Below are 22,435 nucleotides of genomic sequence, written 5' to 3'. Positions count from 1 at the left end.
CGCCGCTTCCGCCGTCTGCACAGCACGGCGCTTCGTCGCGTTCTCCACAGATCGTCCGCTGAAGGCGTGGGCAGGTCGTGGCGCCTGAAACCGTGGAGGCGTGGGATCGGACGGGTCCGCCACCGGCGGGATGCGAAAGTTCGGCGTCGGCGCGGCTGTCGTCGCCGTGCTCGTCGTCGCTGCCGTCGCGGTCGCGATCGGCGCGGTTCGAAGCCTGGGGGACCAGCCCCAGACGGTTGCCCTGTCGCCGACGGCCGCCGCTGTCGAGTCCGCCGTGTACGTCCACATCCACGGCGAGGTGGTCGCGCCGGGGATCTACCGCCTCGGCTCGGATGCACGCGTCGTCGATGTCATCGCCGCCGCCGGGGGCCTCACGACGGATGCGGACGACTCAGCCGTGAACCTGGCACGCCTCGTCGTCGACGGCGAGCAGCTGCGGGTCCCGGCCGTCGGCGAGGAGGCCGCGCCGCACTCCGGCGCACCCACGGCCGACGGCCGCGTTGCGCTCAACAGCGCCGATGCCGCCGCGCTCGAGACGCTGCCAGGGATCGGTCCCGCTCTCGCCGAGCGCATCATCTCCTGGCGCAGCGAGCATGGCCCGTTCCGCGCCGTGGAGGACCTCCTCGGCGTGCCGGGCATCGGAGACAAGGTCCTCGCCGGATTGCGTGATCAGGTGACGCTGTGAGCGGGCGCCGTGCGCGCAGGCGCGATGTGCGCCTGCTCATCGTCGTCGCCGTCGCGTGGCCGGCCGCGATCGCCGCGATCGTCCTGCCGGAGGCTGCACCGGTCCTTGCCGCCGCGTTGGGCGTGACGATGATCGGGTTGCTGTTCCTGGCCCGCACCCGCCCGGAGCCCGCGCGCACGGTCGCGGTGCTGGTCGCGGTCGGGTGCGCTGTCGGGGCCGCCGTCGCCGTGCACGTGTCGTCGACCTTGCCGTCGCGCGGCGAGGCGACCGCGCTCCTGGTCGACGGCGGTTCCGCGGAGTTGACGGCGATCGTCGTCGGCAAGGTGGACCGCTACGGGGACCGCTGGGCGTTCGATGCCGCCACGGTCGTCATCGACGGCGGGCAGGGCGCCGAGGCGCGACTCTCCGCCCCCGTACAGGTGATCGTGAGCGACCCGCCCGATACCGTCGACGTCGGCGCGCGCGTTCGCATCCGCGGGACGGGGCAACCGCTGCGCCCCGGAGACCGAGCCGTAAGCCGGGTCATCGCCGACCGCATCGAGGTCGAAGCCGGTCCCGTAGGCATCCTCGAGACCGCGGCGGCGTTGCGCAACGGGCTCTCCGACGTGACGGCCGGCCTTCCTGCCCCGGCATCCGGACTGGTCGCGGGCCTCGCCGTGGGCGACACCTCGAACGTGACCACCGAACTCGACACCCGCATGCAGGATGCATCGCTGTCGCACCTCACCGCGGTCTCGGGCGCGAACTGTGCACTCGTCGTCGCCATCGCGTTCTTCGCCGCCGCCGCATGCGGGTTCGGGCGACGAATGCGGGTCGTGTTCGCGCTCGGCGCCCTCGCCGGCTTCGTCGTCCTCGTCACGCCCGAACCGAGCGTCGTGCGTGCCGCCACGATGTCGGCGATCGCCATGCTCGGGATTCTGCTCGGCAGGGTGGGCGCGGGCGTGTCGTTGCTCAGCACGGCGATCATCGGCGCACTCGTGCTCGACCCCTGGCTCGCACTGTCGCTCGGGTTCGCCCTGTCGGCATCGGCGACCGCGGCACTGCTCCTGCTGGCCGGCCCGCTCGCCGCGGGTCTGGAACGCTGGCTGCCCACGCCACTCGCCATCGCGCTCTCGGTTCCGGTCGCGGCGCAACTCGCCTGCGGACCCCTGCTCGTTCTCCTCACCCCGTCGATTCCGGTCTACGGCGTCATCGCCAATCTGCTCGCCGCTCCTGCCGCGCCGATCGCGACGATCGTCGGCCTCGCGGCGTGCCTGCTGTCAGGAGTCCCGCTGCTGGGCGCGGGGCTCGCGACGCTGGCCTGGGTGCCGGCCGCCTGGATCACCGGTGTCGCGAACGTCTTCGCCACGCTGCCCGGCGCGCTCCTACCGTGGTGGTCGGGACCCGTGGGACTGCTCGTGCTCCTGGGCGCCGGTGGCGCCGTTGCGGGCGTGCTGATGGGGCGCGCCCGGCGCACGTCGGCCACCGTGCTCGCCCTCCTGTGCGCGGTGCTGATCGCGATGGGTCCCGTCTCGCGGATGGTGGACCGCACCCGCGTTCCGGCATCGTGGTCGATCGCCGCATGCGCTGTGGGTCAAGGCGATGCCCTGCTCATCCGTTCGGCCGAGCACATCGCGCTCGTCGATACCGGGCCCGACGAGGCGTCGCTCGGGCGATGTCTCGATCGGTTCGGCATCGAGAAGATCGATCTGCTCGTCCTGACGCATTTCGATCTCGACCACGCCGGGGGCGCGGCCACCGTGATCGGAGACGTGGCGACTGTCCTCCACGGCCCCGTCGCCGACCCTGACGACGACGCACTGCTCGCGGCGTTCGAGTCTGCCGGCGCGGCCCTCCACGCAGTGAAGCCGGGAACCTCCGGACCTCTCGGCGACGCCACCTGGCGCGCGCTCTGGCCGAGCGCCGACACGCCACCGGGCAACGATGCGAGCGTCGTCATCGAGGTCTCCGGCGGTGGTCTGCCGCGCACACTGTTCCTCGGCGACCTCGCCGCGCGTCCGCAGGCGCGCGTGGCCGGTGCGCTCTCGGGCACATACGACGTCGTCAAGGTCGCCCACCACGGCAGCGCGGACCAGTACCCGCCGGTGTACACGAACGTGCAACCTCGGCTCGCGCTCGTCACCGTGGGGGAGAACACCCACGGACACCCTCGCGACGAGACCCTCAAGGTGCTCGAGGCGGCCGGTGCGTCGATCGCGCGGACCGACACCGAAGGCGATATCGCGGTGTGGACAGACGGTGGTGCACTCAACATCTGGCGCTCCCGGCCTCTGCCCGGCGTCGGTGCCGATCGGTAGGCTGGTCCCCATGCCGCCTGCACCGCGTCGTGCTCCCGCCCGAGCCGCCTCCACGATCCCGCAGGTGTCGTGGCGACAGCCCCAGCCCGCCCCCATCGTGCTCGTCTCCGGACCCGAGGACGTCTGCGCGGAGCGTGCGATCGCCGGCATCCGCGACTACCTCCGCGCCGAAGACGCGAGTCTCGAGGTGTCCGACATCCGCGCCGACGACTACGCCGCGGGTCAGCTGCTCGGATTCACCTCGCCGTCGCTGTTCGGTGAGCCCCGGCTCGTCCGCGTCGCGGGCGTCGAGAAGTCCAGCGACACCTTTCTCGCCGAGGCGCTCGCCTACCTCGAAGCGCCGCAGGACGGCGCGACCGTGATCCTGCGTCACACGGGTGCCAGTGTGCGGGGCAAGAAGCTGCTCGACGCCGTGCGCGCCGGAACCGGTGGTGGCATCGAGATCGCGTGCGCCGCCATCAAGCGCGATGCCGACCGGTTCGATTTCGCGGCGGGGGAGTTCCACGCCGGGCAGCGACGTATCGCACCCGCAGCGCTGCGCTCGCTCGTGTCGGCGTTCGCGGACGATGTCACAGAGCTCGCCGCGGCCTGCCAACAGCTCATGTCGGACGTCGCCGGAGACATCGGTGAAGACGTCGTGCAGCGCTACTACGGCGGCCGCGTCGAGACGAGCGCGTTCACGGTCGCCGACACGGCCATCGCGGGTCGCTACGGCGATGCGCTCGTCGCCCTTCGGCACGCGCTCGCGAGCGGCGCCGACCCGGTGCCGATGGTCGCTGCGATCGCGAGCAAGCTGCGGACGATGGCCCGCGTGGCCGGCAACCGCGAACCCTCGAAGGCGCTTGCCGCCCGCCTCGGCATGAAGGACTGGCAGGTGGACCGCGCCCGTCGCGACCTATCGGGGTGGAACGAGGCGTCGCTCGGCATCGCCATTCAGGCCGCGGCGCGGGCGGATGCCGAGGTCAAGGGCGCTTCGAGGGACCCCGTGTACGCCGTCGAAAGGCTCGTCACGGTGATCGCGACCCGCGCGCCGTACGGCGCCTGACCGACGTCTCGAATCGCGGTCTGCGGTCTCCTCTCCGTGTCGGCGCTGTGCGCGATCGGGGTGTGCCACAAAGGACGAAGCCCCGTCCCACAGGGGGACGGGGCTTCGATGTCAGTGTGCTCAGAGAGCGGCGACCTGCTTGGCGATGGCCGACTTGCGGTTCGCAGCCTGGTTCTCGTGGATGACGCCCTTGCTCACGGCCTTGTCGAGCTTCTTGGTCGCCTTGGCGAGCGCCTTCTCGGCTGCGGCCTTGTCGCCTGCGGCGATGGCCTCACGGGTGCGGCGCACCTCGGTCTTCAGCTCGCTCTTGACGGCCTTGTTGCGCTCGTGCGCCTTCTCGTTGGTCTTGTTGCGCTTGATCTGCGACTTGATGTTCGCCACGTTCGACGGCTCTTTCGTTCGGAGTGTTTCGGTTGAGTGTGCCGGACGACGGTAGAGGGGCGCCGAACGGCGGCGCATGAGGTGGGACTCACACGCAAGCCAATGCACGAGTCTATCAGGTTTCGCCTGGCGTCCCCGCGGGCGGGTGCTCGACCGTGGCGATCGCGACGTCGAGCAACGCGTTGAACACGCGAGGGCGCATCGCGGTCACGAGGTGGCTCGTGCGGGGCACCACGATGAGTTCCGCCTCAGGCAACAGGCGCGTGAACAGGCGCTCGTTGAGTCGCAGTTGGTCGTACTGCCCGTTGATGAACCAGGTGGGCACAGCGATGCGACGCAGCGCGTCGAGCAGGTCGAGCACCGAAAGGCTCTTCAATGCGACGTCCTGGGCGTCGTACGCGTAGCCTCCGGCTCCGAAGTCCGCTCGTGTCTCGGCGGGCAGCGTGTTGTCGAGGACCCAGTCCGCGATCGGCTGTCCGCGCCCGGGGAGTCGATCGAGCCCGCGCGCGAGTGCACGGTAGGCGGCCAGCCCGACGCCACGGGGGAGGGCGGTGCACGACGCAGCGATGAATGCCGCGATCGGCGGCGGATCGGTCCGTCCGGCGTAGGCGATCGACAGCAGGCCGCCCATCGAGTGTCCGACGAGGATGACCGGCCCGTGCGCAGCGGCCGATCGCACGGCCGCGTCGATCGTGTCGAGTGCCACGTCGAGCGTGAACGGCTCGGCCATGCGGGTGCCGTGGCCGGGCAGGTCGAGGGCCGTGACGCCGACGCCCCGCTCGGTCAGGTGTGCCACCTGCGATCGCCACATCGTGGCCGATGTGCGGATGCCGTGGACCAACACCGCCTGCGCCGTCATGCGACCCAGCCTACGCAGGGCCGGCTGGGGAGGTGCCGACCCTGCGTAGTGGGGGTCACAACAGCGATCGGACGGTGACGGTGCGGCTGGTCGACCCGGTCGCGACCGACTCGTCCTCGGGGACGAAGACCGCCACGTATCGGTGCGTGCCACGGCTCAGCGTGCCCAGTCGCAGGGTCGCGAAGCCGCTGCGCGAGAGCGTCGCCGTGCCGACGACCGCTCCGTCAGCACCGTCCTCGCGGAACTCGACCACACCGGCGGGACGCCCCTCGTCCTGTCGCACGTGCGCGACGAGCGACGTCGGCAGGACGCGGTTGATGTGGATCGGGAGCACCGCGTACAGGCTCGTGCGCGTGGCCGACGGGTCGGCGACCTGTTCGACCGTGAGCGCGACCTGGACGACGGTGCCGGATGCAGCCGACGTCAGCGTCACCGGATAGGTTCCCGCGGGGGCTCCCGCGGGCACCGTGAAGGTCACGGTCGACGATCCCGCCGTGATCGCGGCCGTTCCGAGCGATGCGCCGCCGGAGGTGATGTCGAACGCCGTGTTCTCGGGTGCTCCTCGACTGGTCATGTCGACGCCGCTCACCTCGAACGTGACCTCGTCACCGGCCGCGACGACCTCGGGGATGCCGGTGACCTGCACGGCCTGCTTGGCGAACGACGGCGCCAGCGGCGAGCCGTCGGCGATGTAGTCCATCCATGCCTCGTAGTCGACCAGTCCGGTGTCGACGGCATCCGCGCCTTCGGTGAAGACCCGGAAGTTGTCGCCACCGGCGGCGAGGAACGAGAACGTGCCGATCCGGTAGGTCGCTGCCGGGTCGATGGGTGCACCGTCGATCGTGACCGACGTGATCCGCTCGCCCTCGGGCAGCGTCTCGTCGAAGGTGTAAGACACGTTGTCGGAGAGGCCGAGCTGCAGGTACGGCCGCGACGGCACATTGCCGTCTGCGTCGCGCTGCCACTGCTGCTCGAGCAGGGTCGTGAACTGCGCACCCGTGAGGGTCACCAGCGCCAGCGTGTTGTTGAACGGCAGCACAGCGTTCGCCTGCGAGAACGAGACCTGGCCGTCGGCCAGACCCGCCACGGCGTTCGCCCCGTACTCGGCCTGCGTGTCCCACAGGTCCGCCCGTAGCCCGCCCGGGTTGGTGACGCCGATGACGGCACCGTCGGGAAGATCCGCGAGGGAGTCGCGCAGCATGTTGGCGACCGTGTTGCCGAGGGCCGATTCGGCCGCACGGTTGTCGCGCGTCCCGCCCGTCCAGACGCCGTCGACGAACGAGCCGCCGGCGTGCGCAGTCGTGATGTCGGCAGAGACCTCACCGACCGCCGTGTTGCCGATCTCCGCGGCTGCGTCCAGCGCGGCCGTGACGATCCGGTCCACCTCGGCGACCCGGGGATAGGCCGCGATCAGGGCGGCCGCGTCGTCTGTCGTGCGGGGCACGAGACGCTCGGTGTGCGCGTCGACGGTGAACGTCTCCGGGTCGACCGTCAGCACGACCTCGCCGATGTTCGCGCCGTACGAGCCGGTCTGCACGATGGGGCGGGTGCGATCGGTGCCTGGCAGGGGAGCCGACCAGACGTACTCCTTGTGCGTGTGTCCCGTGAAGATGGCGTCCACCTCGGCGCTCGTGTCGTTCACGATCGCCTCGAATGCGCCACCCGCAGCCAGTTCCGCGTCGAGGGTCGACCCGTCGGGCGTGCCGGCGCCGGCGCCCTCGTGGTACAGCGCGACGAGCACATCCGCTTCACCGTTCGCGTCGTCACCGTCGGTGAGCTGCGCAGCGACGCGGTTCACCGCCGCCACCGGCTCGCCGAACTCGAGGTCGGTGATGCCTGCGGGAGAGACGAGCGCGGGGGTCTCTTCGGTGACCGCGCCGATGACGCCGACCGTGATGCCGTCGGCGTCCAGCAGTGCATACTCGGGCAGCGCGGGGGTCTCCGTGCCGGCGAGGTACACGTTCGCACCCAGCTGCGGCGCATCGAAGGCGTCCGAGACCCGACCGGAGAGGTCGTCCCAACCGCGGTCGAATTCGTGGTTGCCGACGGCCGTGGCCGACAGCTCGAGAGCGTTGAGCACGTCGATCGTCGGCTGATCCTGCGCGACCGCGGAAGGGAACAGCGACGCGCCGATGTTGTCGCCGCTGGAGAGGAACAGCACCGGACCGGACGCCGCCTCACGCAACTGCTCGACGGTGCCGGCGAACTCGACGGTGTTGCCGTCGATACGGCCGTGGAAGTCGTTGATGCCGAGGAGGGTGACATCCACCGGTGCGGCGTCGGCGGAGAGGCCCACGATAACCGGGTCGTGATCGCTCGAGCGGTAGACGTCGTCGGCGTAGAACAGCGTGCCGTGCGAGGCGTAGCGGCTGTATTCGAGCGCGACCGACTCGCCGGAGTTGATGTTCCAGATGTCGGCGTCGGTCGCTCGCCCCAGCGCTGCGGTGTTGAGCAGCACGTGGTCCAGCGATCCCGAGAGCCCCGAGAAGCTGTACGACGACGTGTCGAGGTCGAACGCGTGCTCCGCGTCGGTATAGCCCGCCTCGTACAGCACCTGCAGCGGGTCCTCCTGGCCGTAGGAGTTGAAGTCGCCGACGAGTGCGACCGCTTCGACGTCGCCCTGGATCTCGCCGACCCAGTCGCGCAGCGCCGTGGCCTGTCGTACGCGCGACTCGTTCGACGCGCCCTGACCGTCACCCGTGTCGACGTCACCGGGCCAGGGCCCGGCCGATCCCTTCGACTTGAAGTGGTTCACCGCGAACAGGAACGGCGCGCCGCCGGCTGCCGGTTCGAACACCTGCGCGATGGGTTCGCGCGCGTTGCCGAACGCTTCGCCGTCACCGCTCTGATCGCCGAGGGCACGTGAGGCGCCGACCGTGTCGACAGCCGCGGTGCGGTAGATGATCGCGTTGGTGATGACGTCCTGCTCGGTCGCGGCGGGCAGATCTGCCGACGAGGGCACGAACGCCCAGGTATCGGCGCCAGCGGCCGCGTTCAACGCGTCCACGAGGGTCGCAGTCGCCTCGTCGACCGGCTCGCCGAGCGCAGCGGAGTTCTCGATCTCCATGAGGCCGACGACATCCGCATCCAGTGCGTTGATGGCGGCGACGAGTTTGTCCTGCTGCCGGTCGAGGTCTTCGGCATCCCACGCGCCGCGCTGGTCGCAGCCCTCACGCACGGTCACACCGTCGCCGAACCGGTCGGTGTACGCCACGCACGACGCGTTCTCGTCACCGAGGGTCGTGAAGTAGTTGAGGACGTTGAACGAGGCGATCGACAGGTCGCCGCCCACCGACTCGGGAGCGGCGGTGCGAGGAGAGGAGAACGCCACCCCATCGGCGCCAGTCCCGTCCGCAGTCAGGGGTGCGGTCGGGTTCAGCTTCCACGTGTTGTTGCGCCAGTCGACGATCACGGGGTCGACGAACGAGACACCGCCGCCGACGACGATCGGCTCACCCAGCGAGACGTAGGCGGGAGTGAGCTCGCGGTTCGCGGTCGAGAGGAAGTTGAGGGTCGTGCCGTCGTCGAGCACGACACCTCGAGCGGCGTTGTCGGCCGCGACCGCGTCGGCCTCGGCGGTTCCGGGGCGGGCCACGTCGGTGGGCTGGCGCAGCGGCGTCGTGCCGGCGGCAAGACCCACCTCGCCGTACTGGTTCGTGGAGTAGGTGTTCGTGACGGTGTACTCGCCGGCGGGCGCGATCAGCATCGACTCGAGTCGCTCGCGTTCCACTTCGGTCTCCGGCCATGCGACGGCGGCGGGCGAGACCGGCTCACCGGCGGCGACCACCGTCGCGTCGCCGGGTTCGACGGTGAGCTCGGTCAGGCCGTTCCACTCCGAGACGACGCCGGTCACCTCGACGGTGTCGCCGAGCGCGACCTCGTCGACCGCACCGGGCGCGTAGACGAAGACGGCGTCGGATGCGGTGTGGGCGGCCAGATCGATCGCGCCACCGGTGCCGGGGGTCTGGATGACGTAGCCGTTGAAGCCGCCGGTCGGGTAGTGCGCGGTGACGACGCCGGTCGTGATGACCGTGGCGCCCTGGTGCCCACTCGCGGCATCTGTGCCCTGGATCTCCGCGATCGACAGGGTCTCGGGGTCGGGCTCGGGTTCGGGATTGGTGCCCGGGTCGCCGAGGCCGGTAGGTGTCGGCGTGCCGGTCGTGAAGTCCGCACCGTTGTCGGCGGTGTTGGTCCACGACGCGTCCCGCGCGATGCTCGTCGAGTTCGACGTCGCCGGCGCCGCAGCCGCACCGGCGAAGTGGGTCGCCCCGCCCCAGCCGACGAAATCGACCACCTGGGGAAGGTCGACGAGCCCGCTCGAACCGCTCAGCGCGTTCTGATCGGATACCAATGCGACCTTGCCCTGTTGGCCGCCCATGGCGATACTGCCGTCGACGTCCGCGGCGATGTCGGTCGCGTCGAGGTTTGCCCCGAACGCCTGACCGACGAGCACGTTGCCACCGGCCGGAATCGTGATGCCGGTCAGCGGCGTCAGCTGCCAGCTCGACCCGGTCGGCGACGCGTACTGCACGCTGTACCCCGACAGGTCGACCGCTGTGTCGCTCACGTTGGCGAGTTCGACGAAGTCACGGTCGAACGGCGCACCGCTGTTGCCACCGCCGCCGTAGACCTCGGAGATCACCACCGCGGCATCCGGCGACACGGCCGCCGAAGCGGCTCCAGGTGTCAGCGCGAGGCCCGCGATCGCGGTGGCGCCTGCCGTAGCGGCGGCGATCCACCGACGATGCGGACGAAGGGCAGAGTGTGCTGCGTCGTTCGTCACGTCGTCTCCCGTGCGGCCGCGCGCGTGGGTGAGCGCTGAGAAACGACCGCAACTCCGAGCGTGCTGGGAATCCGCTGAATGCCGCAAGGTAAGGGGCGGTTAACTCTTTCTCATGTGGAGGCGAACCGCAGGAGATGGCTCCCGGTCGGTGGCGCGGCGGCCGCCACGCGCGCCGGTAGACTGCTGCAGACATGTCACCGCGCGCCCTGAAGCCCCTCGAGCCCGCCGCAACGCCGCCCGAGCTGATCCGCAATTTCTGCATCATCGCCCACATCGACCACGGCAAATCGACGTTGGCCGACCGCATGCTGCAGATCACCGGCGTCGTCTCCGACCGCGACATGCGGGCGCAGTACCTCGACCGCATGGATATCGAGCGCGAGCGCGGCATCACGATCAAGTCGCAGGCCGTGCGGATGCCGTGGTCCCTCGACGGATCGACGTTCGCGCTCAACATGATCGACACCCCGGGCCACGTCGACTTCACGTACGAGGTCTCGCGCAGCCTCGCCGCCTGCGAAGGCGCGATCCTCCTCGTCGACGCGGCACAGGGCATCGAGGCGCAGACCCTCGCGAACCTCTACCTCGCGCTCGAGAACGACCTGCACATCATTCCGGTCCTCAACAAGATCGATCTGCCGGCAGCCGACCCCGACAAGTTCGCCGCCGAACTCGCCGGCCTCATCGGCGGCCGCCCCGAAGACGTCCTTCGCGTCAGCGGCAAGACCGGCGTCGGGGTCGACGCGCTGCTCGACCGCCTCGTCAACGAGATCCCGGCGCCCAAGGGCGACGCCGATGCGCCGGCGCGGGCGATGATCTTCGACTCGGTCTACGACTCGTACCGCGGCGTCGTCACCTACGTGCGCATGGTCGACGGTGCGCTCAAGCCGCGCGAACGCATCCAGATGATGTCGACGAAGGCCACGCACGAGCTGCTCGAGATCGGTGTGTCGAGCCCCGAGCCGACACCGACCAAGGGACTCGGCGTCGGCGAGGTCGGGTACCTGATCACCGGCGTGAAAGACGTGCGCCAGTCGAAGGTCGGCGACACCATCACCAATCAGCGCACCCCCGCCACGGCGGCCCTGGCCGGATACACCGACCCGAAGCCGATGGTCTTCAGCGGCATCTATCCGATCGACGGCAGCGACTACGCCGACCTGCGTGAAGCGCTCGACAAGCTGAAGCTCTCGGATGCGTCGCTGCAGTATGAGCCCGAGACCTCCGTCGCCCTCGGGTTCGGCTTCCGCTGCGGGTTCCTCGGTCTCCTGCACCTCGAGATCATCACGGAGCGACTCTCACGCGAGTTCGACCTCGACCTCATCACGACGGCGCCGTCGGTGACCTACACGGTCACCACCGACACCGGGGAGACGGTCACCGTCACCAACCCCAGCGAGTACCCCGACGGCCGCGTCGCCGAGGTCTCGGAGCCGGTCGTGAAGGTCGGCATCCTGCTGCCCAAGGATTACGTCGGCACCGTCATGGAACTGTGCCAGTCGCGCCGCGGCACCCTGCTCGGCATGGACTACCTCAGTGAGGATCGAGTCGAGCTGCGATACAACATGCCGCTCGGTGAGATCGTGTTCGACTTCTTCGACCAGCTCAAGTCGAAGACGCAGGGCTACGCGAGCCTCGACTACGAACCCGCCGGGTCCCAGACCGCCGACCTGGTGAAGGTCGACATCCTGCTGCAGGGCGACAAGGTCGACGCGTTCAGCTCGATCGTGCACCGCGAGAAGGCCTACAGCTACGGCACGATGATGACCGAGCGGCTGCGCAAGCTCATCCCTCGGCAGCAGTTCGAAGTGCCGATCCAGGCCGCGATCGGCGCCCGCATCATCGCGCGCGAAAACATCCGCGCGATCCGCAAGGACGTGCTCGCCAAGTGCTACGGCGGCGACATCACCCGAAAGCGCAAGCTGCTCGAGAAGCAGAAGGAGGGCAAGAAGCGCATGAAGATGGTCGGGCGCGTCGAAGTCCCTCAAGAGGCGTTCATCGCCGCGCTCTCCGGTGACGTCGAGAGCAAGAAGTAGCCCCGAACTAGGCTGGAGACCATGCGCCGCGGAAGCTTCCAAAACGGAACGGTCGACTACGCCGCTGTCGGCGCCACCCAGGCTGCCGACCTCATGGGCTATCCGCCCGAGAGGAGCACGCCCGCCGAACAGTCCTGGCGGATCGGCAGCGGCGAGGAGCGGTTCACGACGTCGGCCGACGCACTGTTGTCGTGGTCGGCGCTGCGCGGAGCGGGCCTCGACGTCAGCGACGTGCGCCCTGCCGCAGGTCCGATGTATTCGGGTGTGAGCTTCGACGAAGAGGGGGCGCCCGTCGCGCCCAGTCGCCTCGAAGCCGATCAGCGGTTCGACGCCGACGGCACCCCGTACGTGAGCGCCGGCACGACGATCCACGTGCACGGTCGCGTCAAGGGCTTGAAAGCCGACGGCGAACTCCGCGTCATCTACTCGATCGAGGAGCCTCGACGGGTCGGCTTCGCACTCGGCACCGTGTCGGGCTCCGTCGTCAGCGGTGAGGAGTCGTTCGTCGTCGACTGGCGAGACAACGACGAGGTCTGGTTCACGGTGCGCGCGTTCGATCGCGCCACCGGCATCGTCTACCGGCTGCTCCCCGGGCTCGTCAAGCGTCGCCGCCGCGAGCTGTTCCAGGGGTATTTGCGGGCGATCTCGCCGCTGTACCAGACCCCCGCCTGATGGGCTCGGCGCTCCCGCTCGGCGACCCCGTTCCGACCGATGGCGCACTGCCGGCCGACCTCCGAGTCGACCCCGGCGTCGACTTCGGCGTGTACGTCCACGTGCCGTTCTGTCGCGTGCGGTGCGGGTACTGCGACTTCAACACCTACACCGCCACCGAGTTGCGCGGGGCGCGGCAGGACGCGTACGCCGACGAAGTGCTGCGCGAGATCGCGGTGGCCCAGCGGGTGCTGTCCGAGGCCGGCGCGGTGCGCGCGGCATCCACGGTCTTCTTCGGCGGCGGCACCCCGACGCTGCTGCCGCCCGGTGACCTCGCCCGCATGCTCGCGGGTATCCGCGACGCGTTCGGCGTGCAGCCGGACGCCGAGGTGACCGTCGAGGCGAATCCCGACACCGTGACGGCCGAGGTGGCGCTCGAACTCGCCGCCGCCGGCGTGACGCGGATGTCGATCGGCATGCAGTCCGCCGTCCCGCACGTGCTCGCAACCCTTGATCGCACGCACGACCCGGCCGGCGTGCGGACCGCCGTCGAGGCGGCCCGTGCGGCGGGGCTCGGCGTGAGCGTCGACCTGATCTACGGCGCTCCGGGAGAGGGGCTGGACGACTGGCGGCTGTCTCTCGAAACGGCGATCGATCTCGCGCCCGACCACGTGTCCGCGTACGCCCTGATCATCGAGGACGGCACCGCGCTGGAACGGCGCATCCGGCGCGACGAGCTCGCTGCACCCGATGACGATCTGCAGGCCGACATGTACGAGCTCGCCGACGATCTGCTCACCGCAGCCGGTCTGCACTGGTACGAGGTGTCGAACTGGGCGCGGGGCGAGGAGCATCGGTCGCGGCACAATCTCGCCTACTGGCGCGGCACCGATTGGTGGGGGTTCGGCCCGGGAGCACACAGTCACGTCGCCGGGTTGCGCTGGTGGAACGTGAAGCACCCGGCCGCGTACGCCCAGCGCCTGGCGGCGGCGCAGTCACCCGCGGCGGCGCGGGAGCGGCCGGACGAGGCGGCACGGCGCCTCGAGCGCGTGCTGCTGCGCTCGCGCATCGCCGAGGGGCTGCCCGTGTCCGAACTCACCGGCGCCGGGCGGCACGCGGTGGCCGAACTCATCGCGGACGGACTGATCGAAGGCGCATCGGCGCTGCGCGGCCGCGTCATCCTGACACGCCGCGGCCGCCTGCTGGCAGACGCCGTCGTCCGCGCGCTCACCGGTTGAGCGGTCAGCGCGGCCGCGGGCTTTCCAAACCGGGGCGGCCGAGCGCGAGCAGGTAGCACGCTTCGATTGCGGACCCCACACCAGGCCCCACGCCGGTCGCGACGCCCACCGGGCCATCTTCGATCGGCACCCTCGCCGTCGGTGAGCCAGCGCGATCGACTGCGAGTTCAAGGATCCACCCGCTGAGCCCGCCGGGACGCAACTCGGGCGGATGGACCACAACGCGGTGCCAGGTGTCCGGCGTTGCAGAGCCCGCGATCATCTCCCCGCGCCGCTCCAGGCGCCGGCGGGGCAGCCCGCGAGATCCCGTCGTTACGAGCGTGAGAAAGCCGGTGGCGTACCCGGCGGCGAGATCACGCTGATTGCTGACCAGCGAGTACGGCACGACGACGATCTCCCCCGGAAATCGCTCCGCGAACGCCAGGGTCTGGTCCAAAGCGGCCTGAAGCGATTCCATTTACCCTACCGTTCCATTGCAGTGACACTGCAATTGAACGGTAGGGGTGGCTCCGTGTCAAGCGTCGGCGGCGGCTTGCGCGGCTCTCGTCATCGACGTCACGACCCACTGCTGGTACACGGCGCGCCGCCACCCCATCGTCCTCGTGATGAGCAACCGGGACTCGGCCGCGGTGAGCACCGTCGTGGTGTCGATCAGCCACGGGAGATCGACGCTTGCAGGAAGGAGCCCATCGGTTCGCATCGTCGTCCAGAACAGCGCCAGGTAGTCGCGGGTGGCCGCGCGCCACCGTCCTGCCGAGTCCTGCACGCTCGGCTCGGATCCCTCCACCTCGCCGTTTACCGCCATCAGCGGGCCGAGGCGTTCATGCATTGCAGACACGCCGTCGGCGAACGCGGCGATGCGTGCCGATGTGGTCGCTGCGGTCAGTGCGTCCACACTCCACTCACGCTGCGGCATCGGCGTCGCGTCAACATCGCCGACGATCCCGACTTCGATCACTCGCTGGAAGAGGACCACTTTGCTCGCGAATCGGACATAGACGGTACGCTCGCTGACGCCCGCCGCCTCGGCGACCGCTGCGATGCTCGTGGCGGCGTAGCCCTCTCGGAGAAACAACTCCGTTGCGGCCGCAACGATGCGCTCCTCGGTGCGGCGGCGCCGTGTCGCGGCAGCTTGTTCACGCGCCGTCGGCGGTGTGAGGTCGTCGGATCGGGGCGAGTTCGGGCGCATGGGTGCCCACGCTACCCGCGCGCGGCACCGTCGATGCGGAGGTGGTTCATGCACGCGGTGTACCGGGCGTTGCGCGCCGCGATAGAATTGGCACTCAGGGATCGGGAGTGCCAACGAGGAGGGGTCATGGTCTCGGAACGCGGACTACAGGTCCTCCGCGCCATCGTGCAGGACTACGTCGACACACACGAGCCCGTCGGCAGCAAGGCGATCGTCGACCGGCACCACTTCGGTGTGTCCGCAGCGACCATCCGCAACGACATGGCCCTCCTCGAAGACGAAGAGCTCATCACCGCGCCGCACACGTCGTCAGGCCGGGTTCCCACCGACAAGGGGTATCGCGTCTTCGTCGACCACCTCGCCGAACTGCGGCCGCTCACCTCCGCGCAGCGGACGGCGATCACCTCGTTCCTGCAGGGTCCCGCCGACCTCGACGATGTGCTGGTGCGCACCGTGCGCGCCCTGACGCGCCTCACCGGTCAGGTCGCGCTCGTGCAGTATCCGTCCTTCGAGCGGGCCAACGTCTCGCACGTGGAGGTCGTGCCGTTGGGGGCGGGGCGTCACGTCGTGATCGTCGTGACCGACAACGGCCGCGTCTCGCAGCGGGTCGCCGCACTCAGCGTCGATCTCGACGACGACGAACTGCGCATCGTCAAGGGTCGCATCGCCGACCTCGTCACCGGCAAGCGGATCCGTGACGGGTTGCAGGCGGTCACCCAGTTCGCCGACACCCCGACCACCGGCGCGGCCGATCAAGCTGCGCACGCCGTGGCATCGATCGTGGCCGAAGAGCTGGAGGAGTTCCGGCAGGACCGCCTCGTGCTGGCAGGTTCGGCGACCCTGGCACGCAGCGAGTCCGACTTCCGCGGCAGCATCTCGCCGCTGCTCGAGGCGATCGAGGAGCAGGTCACGCTCGTGCGACTCATGAGCGAGATGGTCGCTGACGAGCAGGGGCTCGCGGCGAGCATCGGTCGTGAGAACGAGGCGTTCGGTCTCGATGAAGCGTCGGTGGTCGCCAGCGACTACGACGCCTCCGTCTCACGCGCCCGGGTGGGCCTCCTCGGCCCGACCCGCATGGACTATCCCACCAACCTCGCGGCGGTCCGCGCCGTCGCGCACTATCTCAGCCGGCTGCTCGAAGAAGACGAGCGCGCCCGCTGACCCGAGCAGACCGCGCCCGAATGGGCAGGAAAGGCGACTGTGGCTGACCACTACGAGGTCCTCGGCGTGTCGAAGGACGCGTCACCCGAAGAGATCAAGAAGGCGTACCGCCGGCTTGCCCGTGAGCTGCACCCGGACGTGAATCCGGGCGAGGACGCATCAGAGCGCTTCAAGCTCGTGACGCACGCGTACGACGTGCTCAGCGACCCCGAACAGCGCCAGCGCTACGACATGGGGGATGCCGGCGGCTTCGGCGGCGCCGGCGGCTTCGGCGGGTTCGGCGACATCTTCGAGACATTCTTCGGCGCCGCCGGCGGCGGGCGCGCGGGCCGTCCTCGGGACCGTCGCGAACGCGGCCAGGACGCCCTCGTGCGGGTGACGCTCAGCCTCGGCGACGTCGTCTTCGGCACGCACCGCGACATCGAGGTCGACACCGCAGTGCTGTGCGAGTCGTGTCAGGGGTCGTGCTGCCAACCCGGCACCCAGCCCGCGACGTGCGACATCTGCCACGGCTCCGGTCAGGTCCAGCGCACCGTGCGGAGTCTGCTCGGAAACGTCGTCACCTCTGCGCCGTGCACGACATGCCAGGGCTACGGCACGACGATTCCGTATCCGTGCGCAACGTGTCAGGGACAGGGTCGCGTGCGCGCCCGTCGCACGGTGTCGCTCGACATCCCCGCCGGCGTCGAGTCCGGCCTGCGGCTGCAGCTGCCGGGATCGGGCGAAGTCGGTCCGGCGGGCGGCCCGAACGGCGACCTCTACCTCGAGGTGACCGTCGAACCGCACGACACCTTCAGCCGTGAGAACGACGACCTGCTGGCGACGCTCGAAGTGTCGATGCCCGACGCGATCCTCGGCACGACCACAACGATCGAGTCCCTCGATGGTCCGGTCGAACTCGAGGTGCGGGCAGGTGTGCAGTCCGGCGACGTCCTCACGATCAAGGGCCGGGGCATCACGCCGCTTCGCGGCACGCAGCGCGGCGACCTGCGTGTCGGCGTCCATGTGATCACCCCGACGCGCCTCGATCACAAGGAGCGCGCGCTGATCGAAGACTTCGCCAAGCGGACGAAGGCGCCGTCGCCGCGCCTGGCCGAGTTCCACCAGGGCCTGTTCGCGAAGCTGCGCGACCGCTTCCGGAGCAGCTGACCCGTGCCGCTGCACTTCGTCGTCGAACACGCGCTCACCCAGGCGCCCGGTGAGACGGTCGAGCTCACCGGGACGGAGGCGCACCACGCCGCGGTCGTGCGGCGGGTCCGGACGGGTGAGACCGTCACGGTGGGAGATGGCGCCGGTGCGTGGTTGACCGCGACCGTCGAGTCCGCCGAGCCCACGTCGGTCCTGGTGCGGGTCACCGATCGGATGGATGTCGCCCCCGCGACGCCCCGGCTCGTGCTTGTGCAGGCGCTCGCCAAGGGTGACCGCGACGAGCTCGCCGTGCAGGCGGCGACCGAACTCGGGGTCGACGAGGTCGTGCCATGGCAGGCCGCGCGGAGCGTCTCACGGTGGGAGGGTGCCAAGACGGCCAAAGGGGTCGCGCGCTGGTCGGCGATCGTCCGCGAGGCCGGCAAGCAGGCCCACCGCGCCTGGCTTCCCGCCGTGACCGCGCCGGTCACGACGAAGCAGCTCGCGGCGCGCGCGGGCGCACGCATCCTGGTGCTCGAACCGACTGCCACCACCGCGCTGAGCTCGCTCGATCTCGACCAGAGCGGCGATCACCGCGACATCGTGCTGGTCGTCGGCCCGGAAGGCGGGATCGCTGCGGAAGAGCTGACCGCGCTGTCGGCGGCAGGCGCCGAACGCGTGCGCCTCGGCGACACCGTGCTGCGCACGTCCACGGCGGGTCCCGCCGCCCTCGCGCTGCTCAACGCACGCCTCGGCCGTTGGTGACCCGAGACCACGCCTGACCCGAAAGCTAGACTGGAGCGCATGAGCGAGCCGTCGATCTTCACCCGCATCCTGCGCGGCGAGATCTCATCCGAGATCATCGCCGAGACTGAGAACGTGTTCGCGATCCGTGACATCGCACCCCAGGCGCCGGTGCACCTGCTGGTGATCCCGAAGACCGAGGAGTACCGCAATGTCGTCGAGCTCGCAGCCGGCGACCCGGCGTTGCTCACCGAGATGATCGGGCTCGCGAATACGCTCGCCGCCGAGCACGCGGACGGCGATTTCCGACTGATTTTCAACACCGGCGAAGCCGCCGGGCAGACCGTCTTCCACGTGCACGCGCACGTGCTCGCGGGCGGTCTCGAAGAAGGGAGGCTCGGTGGCTGACGCCCCCGAACCGACCGTCGAGCGCATCCTCGCCGACGGTGTCGCCATGGTCCAGCTGCTGGGCCCCCAAGATCGCCTGCTCCGCGTCGTCGAACGCGAGCACCCGGACGTCGACGTGCACGTGCGCGGCAACGAGATCACGCTCTCGGGATCACCCGAGCACGTCGCCGCGGCACGCTCACTCGTCGACGAGCTGATCGCGATGGCACGCACCGGGCAGGGACTCGACCCCTCCGACGTGTCGGCGTCCAATCGCATCCTGCGCGACAACGGCCCCCGCCCGTCCGAGGTGCTCGGCGAGGCGATCCTGTCGTCGCGCGGCAAGATCATCCGCCCGAAGACGCTCGGCCAGAAGGCCTATGTCGACGCGATCGAAGACCACACGATCGTCTTCGGGATCGGCCCTGCCGGCACCGGCAAGACCTACCTCGCCATGGCGAAGGCCGTGCAGGCGCTGCAGCGCAAAGAGGTCAACCGCATCATCCTGACCCGGCCCGCCGTCGAGGCAGGGGAGCGGCTCGGCTTCTTGCCCGGCACACTCACCGACAAGATCGACCCGTACCTGCGGCCGTTGTACGACGCGCTCAACGAGATGATGGACCCCGAGATCGTCCCGAAGCTCATCGCGTCGGGCACGATCGAGGTCGCGCCGCTCGCGTACATGCGCGGCCGTACGCTCAACGACTCCTTCGTCGTGCTCGACGAGGCGCAGAACACGACGCCCGAGCAGATGAAGATGTTCCTCACCCGTCTCGGGTTCGGCACGCGCATGGTCGTCACGGGCGACATCACGCAGATCGACCTCCCGCAGGGCGCGTCGGGGCTCCGACTGGTCACGAGGGTGCTGAAGGACATCGACGACATCCACTTCGCGATGCTTACGAGCGAAGATGTCGTCCGCCACACGCTCGTCGGCCGCATCGTCGACGCGTACAGCGTGTACGACGAGCAGCGTCTCGCGGGCCGTCGTGAGCGAGACGAGGCATCAGAATTCGCGAACCGCGCGGAACGACGTGCTGGGATGCGCCCCCACAACCCCCGCGACCACATGCCCAAGCGAGGACGCTCATGACCATCGAGATCACCAACGAGTCCGGCGTCGACATCGATGAGACGGTGCTGCTGCGCCTCACCGAGAACAACCTTGCGGAGCTTCGGGTGAGCCCTGACGCCGACCTGGCGATCCTGCTCGTCGACGAAGGCGCGATGGAGGCGCTCCACGTGCAGTGGATGGATGAACCCGGCCCCACCGATGTGCTGAGCTTTCCCATGGACGAGCTGCGCCCCGGCACCGAGGAGGCGCCGACCCCTCCGGGCCTGCTGGGTGACATCGTGCTGTGCCCGCAGGTCGCCGAGACCCAGGCGCAGGCGGCGGGCCACGCGACCGTCGACGAGCTCATTCTGCTCACGACGCACGGCCTGCTCCACCTGCTCGGGTTCGACCACGCCGAGCCGGCGGAGGAACGCGAGATGTTCGGGCTGCAGCGCGAACTCATCACCGCCTTCCACCATTCCGAGCGTCGACGACGCGCATGATTCCGACTCTGCTGCTCATCGGCGCGGTGCTGCTGGTCGCGCTCGGCGGGCTCATGGCGGCCATCGACGCAGCGCTCGGTGTGACGTCGCGGGCCGATCTGGCCGACCTCGCCGACAGCGGTCGCAACCGAGGGTTCCTCCGCAAGATCGCAGCCGACCCCGATGCGCACGACAACGCCGTCGTCTTCATCAGGATCCTCGCCGAGACGGCTGCCGCCGTGGTCGTGACGGTCGCCTTCAACCTGCTCTTCGACAACATCTGGTGGGCGATGCTCGCCGCTGCGGTGCTGATGACGGGGGTCTCGTTCGTCCTCGTGGGCGCCAGTCCTCGCTCGGTCGGTCGTCAGCACGCGAAGGGACTGCTGCGTCTGTGCGCGCCGTTGATCCGCGGGGCACGGCTCGTTCTCGGACCCCTCGCGCATCTCCTCGTGATCCTGGGCGACCGATTTACCCCCGGCGTGCGCCGCAACGCCTCGTTCGCGTCCGAAGAGCAGCTGCTCAGCATGGTCGACGAGGCCGTCTCGCAGGATCTCATCGAGGAGGACGATCGCGACCTCATCCACTCCGTCTTCGACTTCACCGACGCGTTCGTGCGCGCCGTCATGGTGCCGCGCACCGACATGGTGACGATGGATGCCGGCACGACGACGCACGAGGCCATGCAGTTGTTCCTCGATAAGGGCGTCTCGCGTGTGCCGATCGCAGACGACGAGGCCGACGACATCACCGGCATCGTCTATCTGAAAGACCTTGTGCAGTTCGCCTACCGTGACGAGACGGCGTGGCGCGACGCGCCGGTGAGCCGCATCGCGCGCCCGGCGGTGTTCGTGCCCGAGTCGATGCGTGCTGAGACGCTGCTGCAGCAGATGAAGCGCGACGCCGTCCACGTGTGCATGGTGGTCGACGAATACGGAGGCGTGTCGGGCCTTGTCACGCTCGAGGATCTCATCGAGGAACTCGTGGGGGAGATCGCGGACGAGTACGACCCACGCCAGGCCGAGATCGTCCCGCTCGAGGACGGCCGCTTCCGGGTGAGCGCGCGACTCGGGCTCGACACCGTCGGCGAATTGTTCGACATCGAACTCGACGACGACGACGTCGATTCGATCGGGGGCCTGTTGGGCAAGGCGCTCGGCCGGGTGCCGCTGCCGGGTGCGACGGCGACCTACGGCGGCGTCGTGATGACCGGCGGTGCTTCGCGCGGTCGCGGGCGAGGTCTCGCGACGGTGTTCGTGGAACGCGCGCCGCGCGAACACGACGACGATGACGACGGGCCCGGCACCGGGCCGATCCGCATCGGTACGATCCTCGACGATCGCCGGAAGGGTGAATGAGATGACCGATGCAGACCTGACGCCGGCGAGGTCCGGATTCGTCACGTTCGTGGGCCGCCCCAACGTCGGGAAGTCCACATTGACGAACGCGCTCGTCGGCGAGAAGGTCGCGATCACGAGCGACAAGCCGCAGACGACCCGCCGCGCGATCCGAGGCATCGTCAACCGCCCGGGCGGGCAGCTCGTGATCGTCGACACCCCCGGCATCCACAAGCCGCGCACGCTGCTCGGGCAGCGCCTGAACGACCTCGTCGAGCAGGTGCTGGGCGACGTCGACGTGATCGGCTTCTGCGTCCCCGCCACCGAGAAGGTCGGCCCCGGAGACCGGCGGATCGCGGACTCGCTCGACGGCTACCCGCGGGCGAAGAAGGTCGCGATCGTCACGAAGGTGGATGCCGCGGCCCGTGACGAGATCACCGAGCGCCTGATGGAGGTCGACAGCCTGCGCGAGGACTGGGCGGCGGTCATCCCGCTGTCGGCGGTCACCGACGACCAACTCGATGTGCTGTCCGATGAACTCCTCAAGCTCATGCCCGAAGGTCCTGCGCTCTACGAGGACGGCGTCGTGACCGATGAGTCGCTCGAAGACCGCATCGCGGAGATCATCCGCGAAGCGGCGCTCGAGGGTGTCCGCGACGAGCTTCCGCACTCGATCGCCGTCACGATCGAAGACATCGCTGCGCGCGAGGGCCGCGACGACCTCACCGACGTGTTCGCGAACATCGTCGTCGAGCGCGACAGCCAGAAGGCGATCATCATCGGCCGCAAGGGCTCCCGCCTGAAGGACGTCGGCGCCCGTGCCCGGGCGGGCATCGAACCGCTCGTCGGCACGAAGGTGTTCCTGTCGCTGCATGTGCGGGTCGCCAAGGAATGGCAGCGCGACCCGAAGCAACTGGGCCGACTCGGCTTCTGACGAAGAAGCCCGTCCGCGCCGGAGAAGCCGTTCCGGCGCAGACGGGCGGT

19 protein-coding genes are annotated in these 22,435 nt (G+C 69.6%); 14 read left to right on the top strand and 5 right to left on the bottom strand.

What is annotated here, in order from left to right; genetic code table 11:
- Positions 1 to 100: 100 nt before the first annotated feature.
- From ACSF8R_RS08080 to holA, 3 genes are read left to right on the top strand one after another with little or no spacing between them, the layout of a single operon-like run.
- Positions 101 to 685 (top strand): helix-hairpin-helix domain-containing protein, encoded by a 585-nt coding sequence (locus ACSF8R_RS08080; RefSeq protein ID WP_434811348.1) that lies wholly within the window; start codon positions 101 to 103, stop codon positions 683 to 685.
- On the top strand, positions 682 to 2,982 hold the full coding sequence (locus tag ACSF8R_RS08075) for a ComEC/Rec2 family competence protein (RefSeq protein WP_434811347.1): 2,301 nt from the start codon (positions 682 to 684) through the stop codon (positions 2,980 to 2,982). The genes ACSF8R_RS08080 and ACSF8R_RS08075 overlap by 4 nt, the downstream gene beginning before the upstream one ends.
- 10 nt (positions 2,983 to 2,992) lie before the next feature.
- Entirely contained in the window at positions 2,993 to 4,027 is a 1,035-nt protein-coding gene (gene holA, locus ACSF8R_RS08070) for a DNA polymerase III subunit delta (RefSeq protein ID WP_434811346.1), read from the top strand.
- Positions 4,028 to 4,147: 120 nt separating this feature from the next.
- Here the strand turns inward: holA and rpsT are convergent, their stop codons facing one another.
- From rpsT to ACSF8R_RS08055, 3 genes are all read right to left on the bottom strand, one after another.
- Positions 4,148 to 4,408 carry a 30S ribosomal protein S20 gene (gene rpsT / locus ACSF8R_RS08065; RefSeq protein WP_434811345.1) on the bottom strand — a complete coding sequence of 87 codons (261 nt, stop codon included), beginning with the start codon at positions 4,406 to 4,408 and terminating at the stop codon, positions 4,148 to 4,150.
- A gap of 115 nt (positions 4,409 to 4,523) precedes the next feature.
- A complete protein-coding gene (locus ACSF8R_RS08060; RefSeq protein ID WP_434811344.1) occupies positions 4,524 to 5,267 on the bottom strand; it encodes an alpha/beta fold hydrolase in 744 nt (247 codons plus the stop codon).
- Between the two features lie 55 nt (positions 5,268 to 5,322).
- The gene (locus tag ACSF8R_RS08055; protein WP_434811343.1) at positions 5,323 to 10,050 is read right to left on the bottom strand and encodes an ExeM/NucH family extracellular endonuclease; all 4,728 of its coding nucleotides are present in this window, start codon (positions 10,048 to 10,050) and stop codon (positions 5,323 to 5,325) included.
- A 191-nt stretch (positions 10,051 to 10,241) separates the two neighbouring features.
- Here ACSF8R_RS08055 and lepA point away from each other — a divergent pair, with 191 nt between their 5' ends.
- From lepA to hemW, 3 genes are read left to right on the top strand one after another with little or no spacing between them, the layout of a single operon-like run.
- The gene (gene lepA / locus ACSF8R_RS08050; protein WP_434811342.1) at positions 10,242 to 12,086 is read left to right on the top strand and encodes a translation elongation factor 4; all 1,845 of its coding nucleotides are present in this window, start codon (positions 10,242 to 10,244) and stop codon (positions 12,084 to 12,086) included.
- Positions 12,087 to 12,107: 21 nt separating this feature from the next.
- Positions 12,108 to 12,758, top strand: a complete 651-nt coding sequence (locus ACSF8R_RS08045) for a DUF1990 family protein (protein WP_434811341.1) — start codon at positions 12,108 to 12,110, stop codon at positions 12,756 to 12,758.
- Positions 12,758 to 13,975, top strand: coding sequence for a radical SAM family heme chaperone HemW (hemW, locus tag ACSF8R_RS08040; RefSeq protein WP_434811340.1), 1,218 nt, complete (start codon positions 12,758 to 12,760; stop codon positions 13,973 to 13,975). The genes ACSF8R_RS08045 and hemW overlap by 1 nt, the downstream gene beginning before the upstream one ends.
- 4 nt (positions 13,976 to 13,979) lie before the next feature.
- Here the strand turns inward: hemW and ACSF8R_RS08035 are convergent, their stop codons facing one another.
- On the bottom strand, positions 13,980 to 14,432 hold the full coding sequence (locus ACSF8R_RS08035) for a hypothetical protein (RefSeq protein WP_434811339.1): 453 nt from the start codon (positions 14,430 to 14,432) through the stop codon (positions 13,980 to 13,982).
- Positions 14,433 to 14,489: 57 nt separating this feature from the next.
- Positions 14,490 to 15,164, bottom strand: a complete 675-nt coding sequence (locus ACSF8R_RS08030; protein ID WP_434811338.1) for a helix-turn-helix domain-containing protein — start codon at positions 15,162 to 15,164, stop codon at positions 14,490 to 14,492.
- A 126-nt stretch (positions 15,165 to 15,290) separates the two neighbouring features.
- Here ACSF8R_RS08030 and hrcA point away from each other — a divergent pair, with 126 nt between their 5' ends.
- From hrcA to era, 8 genes are read left to right on the top strand one after another with little or no spacing between them, the layout of a single operon-like run.
- Entirely contained in the window at positions 15,291 to 16,325 is a 1,035-nt protein-coding gene (gene hrcA / locus ACSF8R_RS08025; protein ID WP_434811337.1) for a heat-inducible transcriptional repressor HrcA, read from the top strand.
- A 39-nt stretch (positions 16,326 to 16,364) separates the two neighbouring features.
- On the top strand, positions 16,365 to 17,474 hold the full coding sequence (gene dnaJ, locus ACSF8R_RS08020; RefSeq protein ID WP_434811336.1) for a molecular chaperone DnaJ: 1,110 nt from the start codon (positions 16,365 to 16,367) through the stop codon (positions 17,472 to 17,474).
- Between the two features lie 3 nt (positions 17,475 to 17,477).
- A complete protein-coding gene (locus ACSF8R_RS08015; protein WP_434811335.1) occupies positions 17,478 to 18,215 on the top strand; it encodes a 16S rRNA (uracil(1498)-N(3))-methyltransferase in 738 nt (245 codons plus the stop codon).
- A 39-nt stretch (positions 18,216 to 18,254) separates the two neighbouring features.
- A complete protein-coding gene (locus ACSF8R_RS08010; protein WP_434811334.1) occupies positions 18,255 to 18,602 on the top strand; it encodes an HIT domain-containing protein in 348 nt (115 codons plus the stop codon).
- Positions 18,603 to 18,648: 46 nt separating this feature from the next.
- On the top strand, positions 18,649 to 19,674 hold the full coding sequence (locus ACSF8R_RS08005; RefSeq protein WP_434811363.1) for a PhoH family protein: 1,026 nt from the start codon (positions 18,649 to 18,651) through the stop codon (positions 19,672 to 19,674).
- Positions 19,671 to 20,138, top strand: coding sequence for an rRNA maturation RNase YbeY (gene ybeY / locus ACSF8R_RS08000; protein WP_434811333.1), 468 nt, complete (start codon positions 19,671 to 19,673; stop codon positions 20,136 to 20,138). The genes ACSF8R_RS08005 and ybeY overlap by 4 nt, the downstream gene beginning before the upstream one ends.
- Entirely contained in the window at positions 20,135 to 21,472 is a 1,338-nt protein-coding gene (locus ACSF8R_RS07995) for a hemolysin family protein (protein WP_434811332.1), read from the top strand. Before ybeY ends, ACSF8R_RS07995 begins: the two co-directional genes overlap by 4 nt.
- A gap of 1 nt (position 21,473) precedes the next feature.
- On the top strand, positions 21,474 to 22,385 hold the full coding sequence (gene era / locus ACSF8R_RS07990) for a GTPase Era (RefSeq protein ID WP_434811331.1): 912 nt from the start codon (positions 21,474 to 21,476) through the stop codon (positions 22,383 to 22,385).
- Positions 22,386 to 22,435: the final 50 nt, after the last annotated feature.

The organism is Microbacterium sp. bgisy189, assembly GCF_965345345.1.
Lineage (GTDB): Bacteria > Actinomycetota > Actinomycetes > Actinomycetales > Microbacteriaceae > Microbacterium.
The sequence above is the reverse complement of the archived record's forward strand: the minus strand, read 5'-3'. Positions and strand labels throughout refer to the sequence as shown.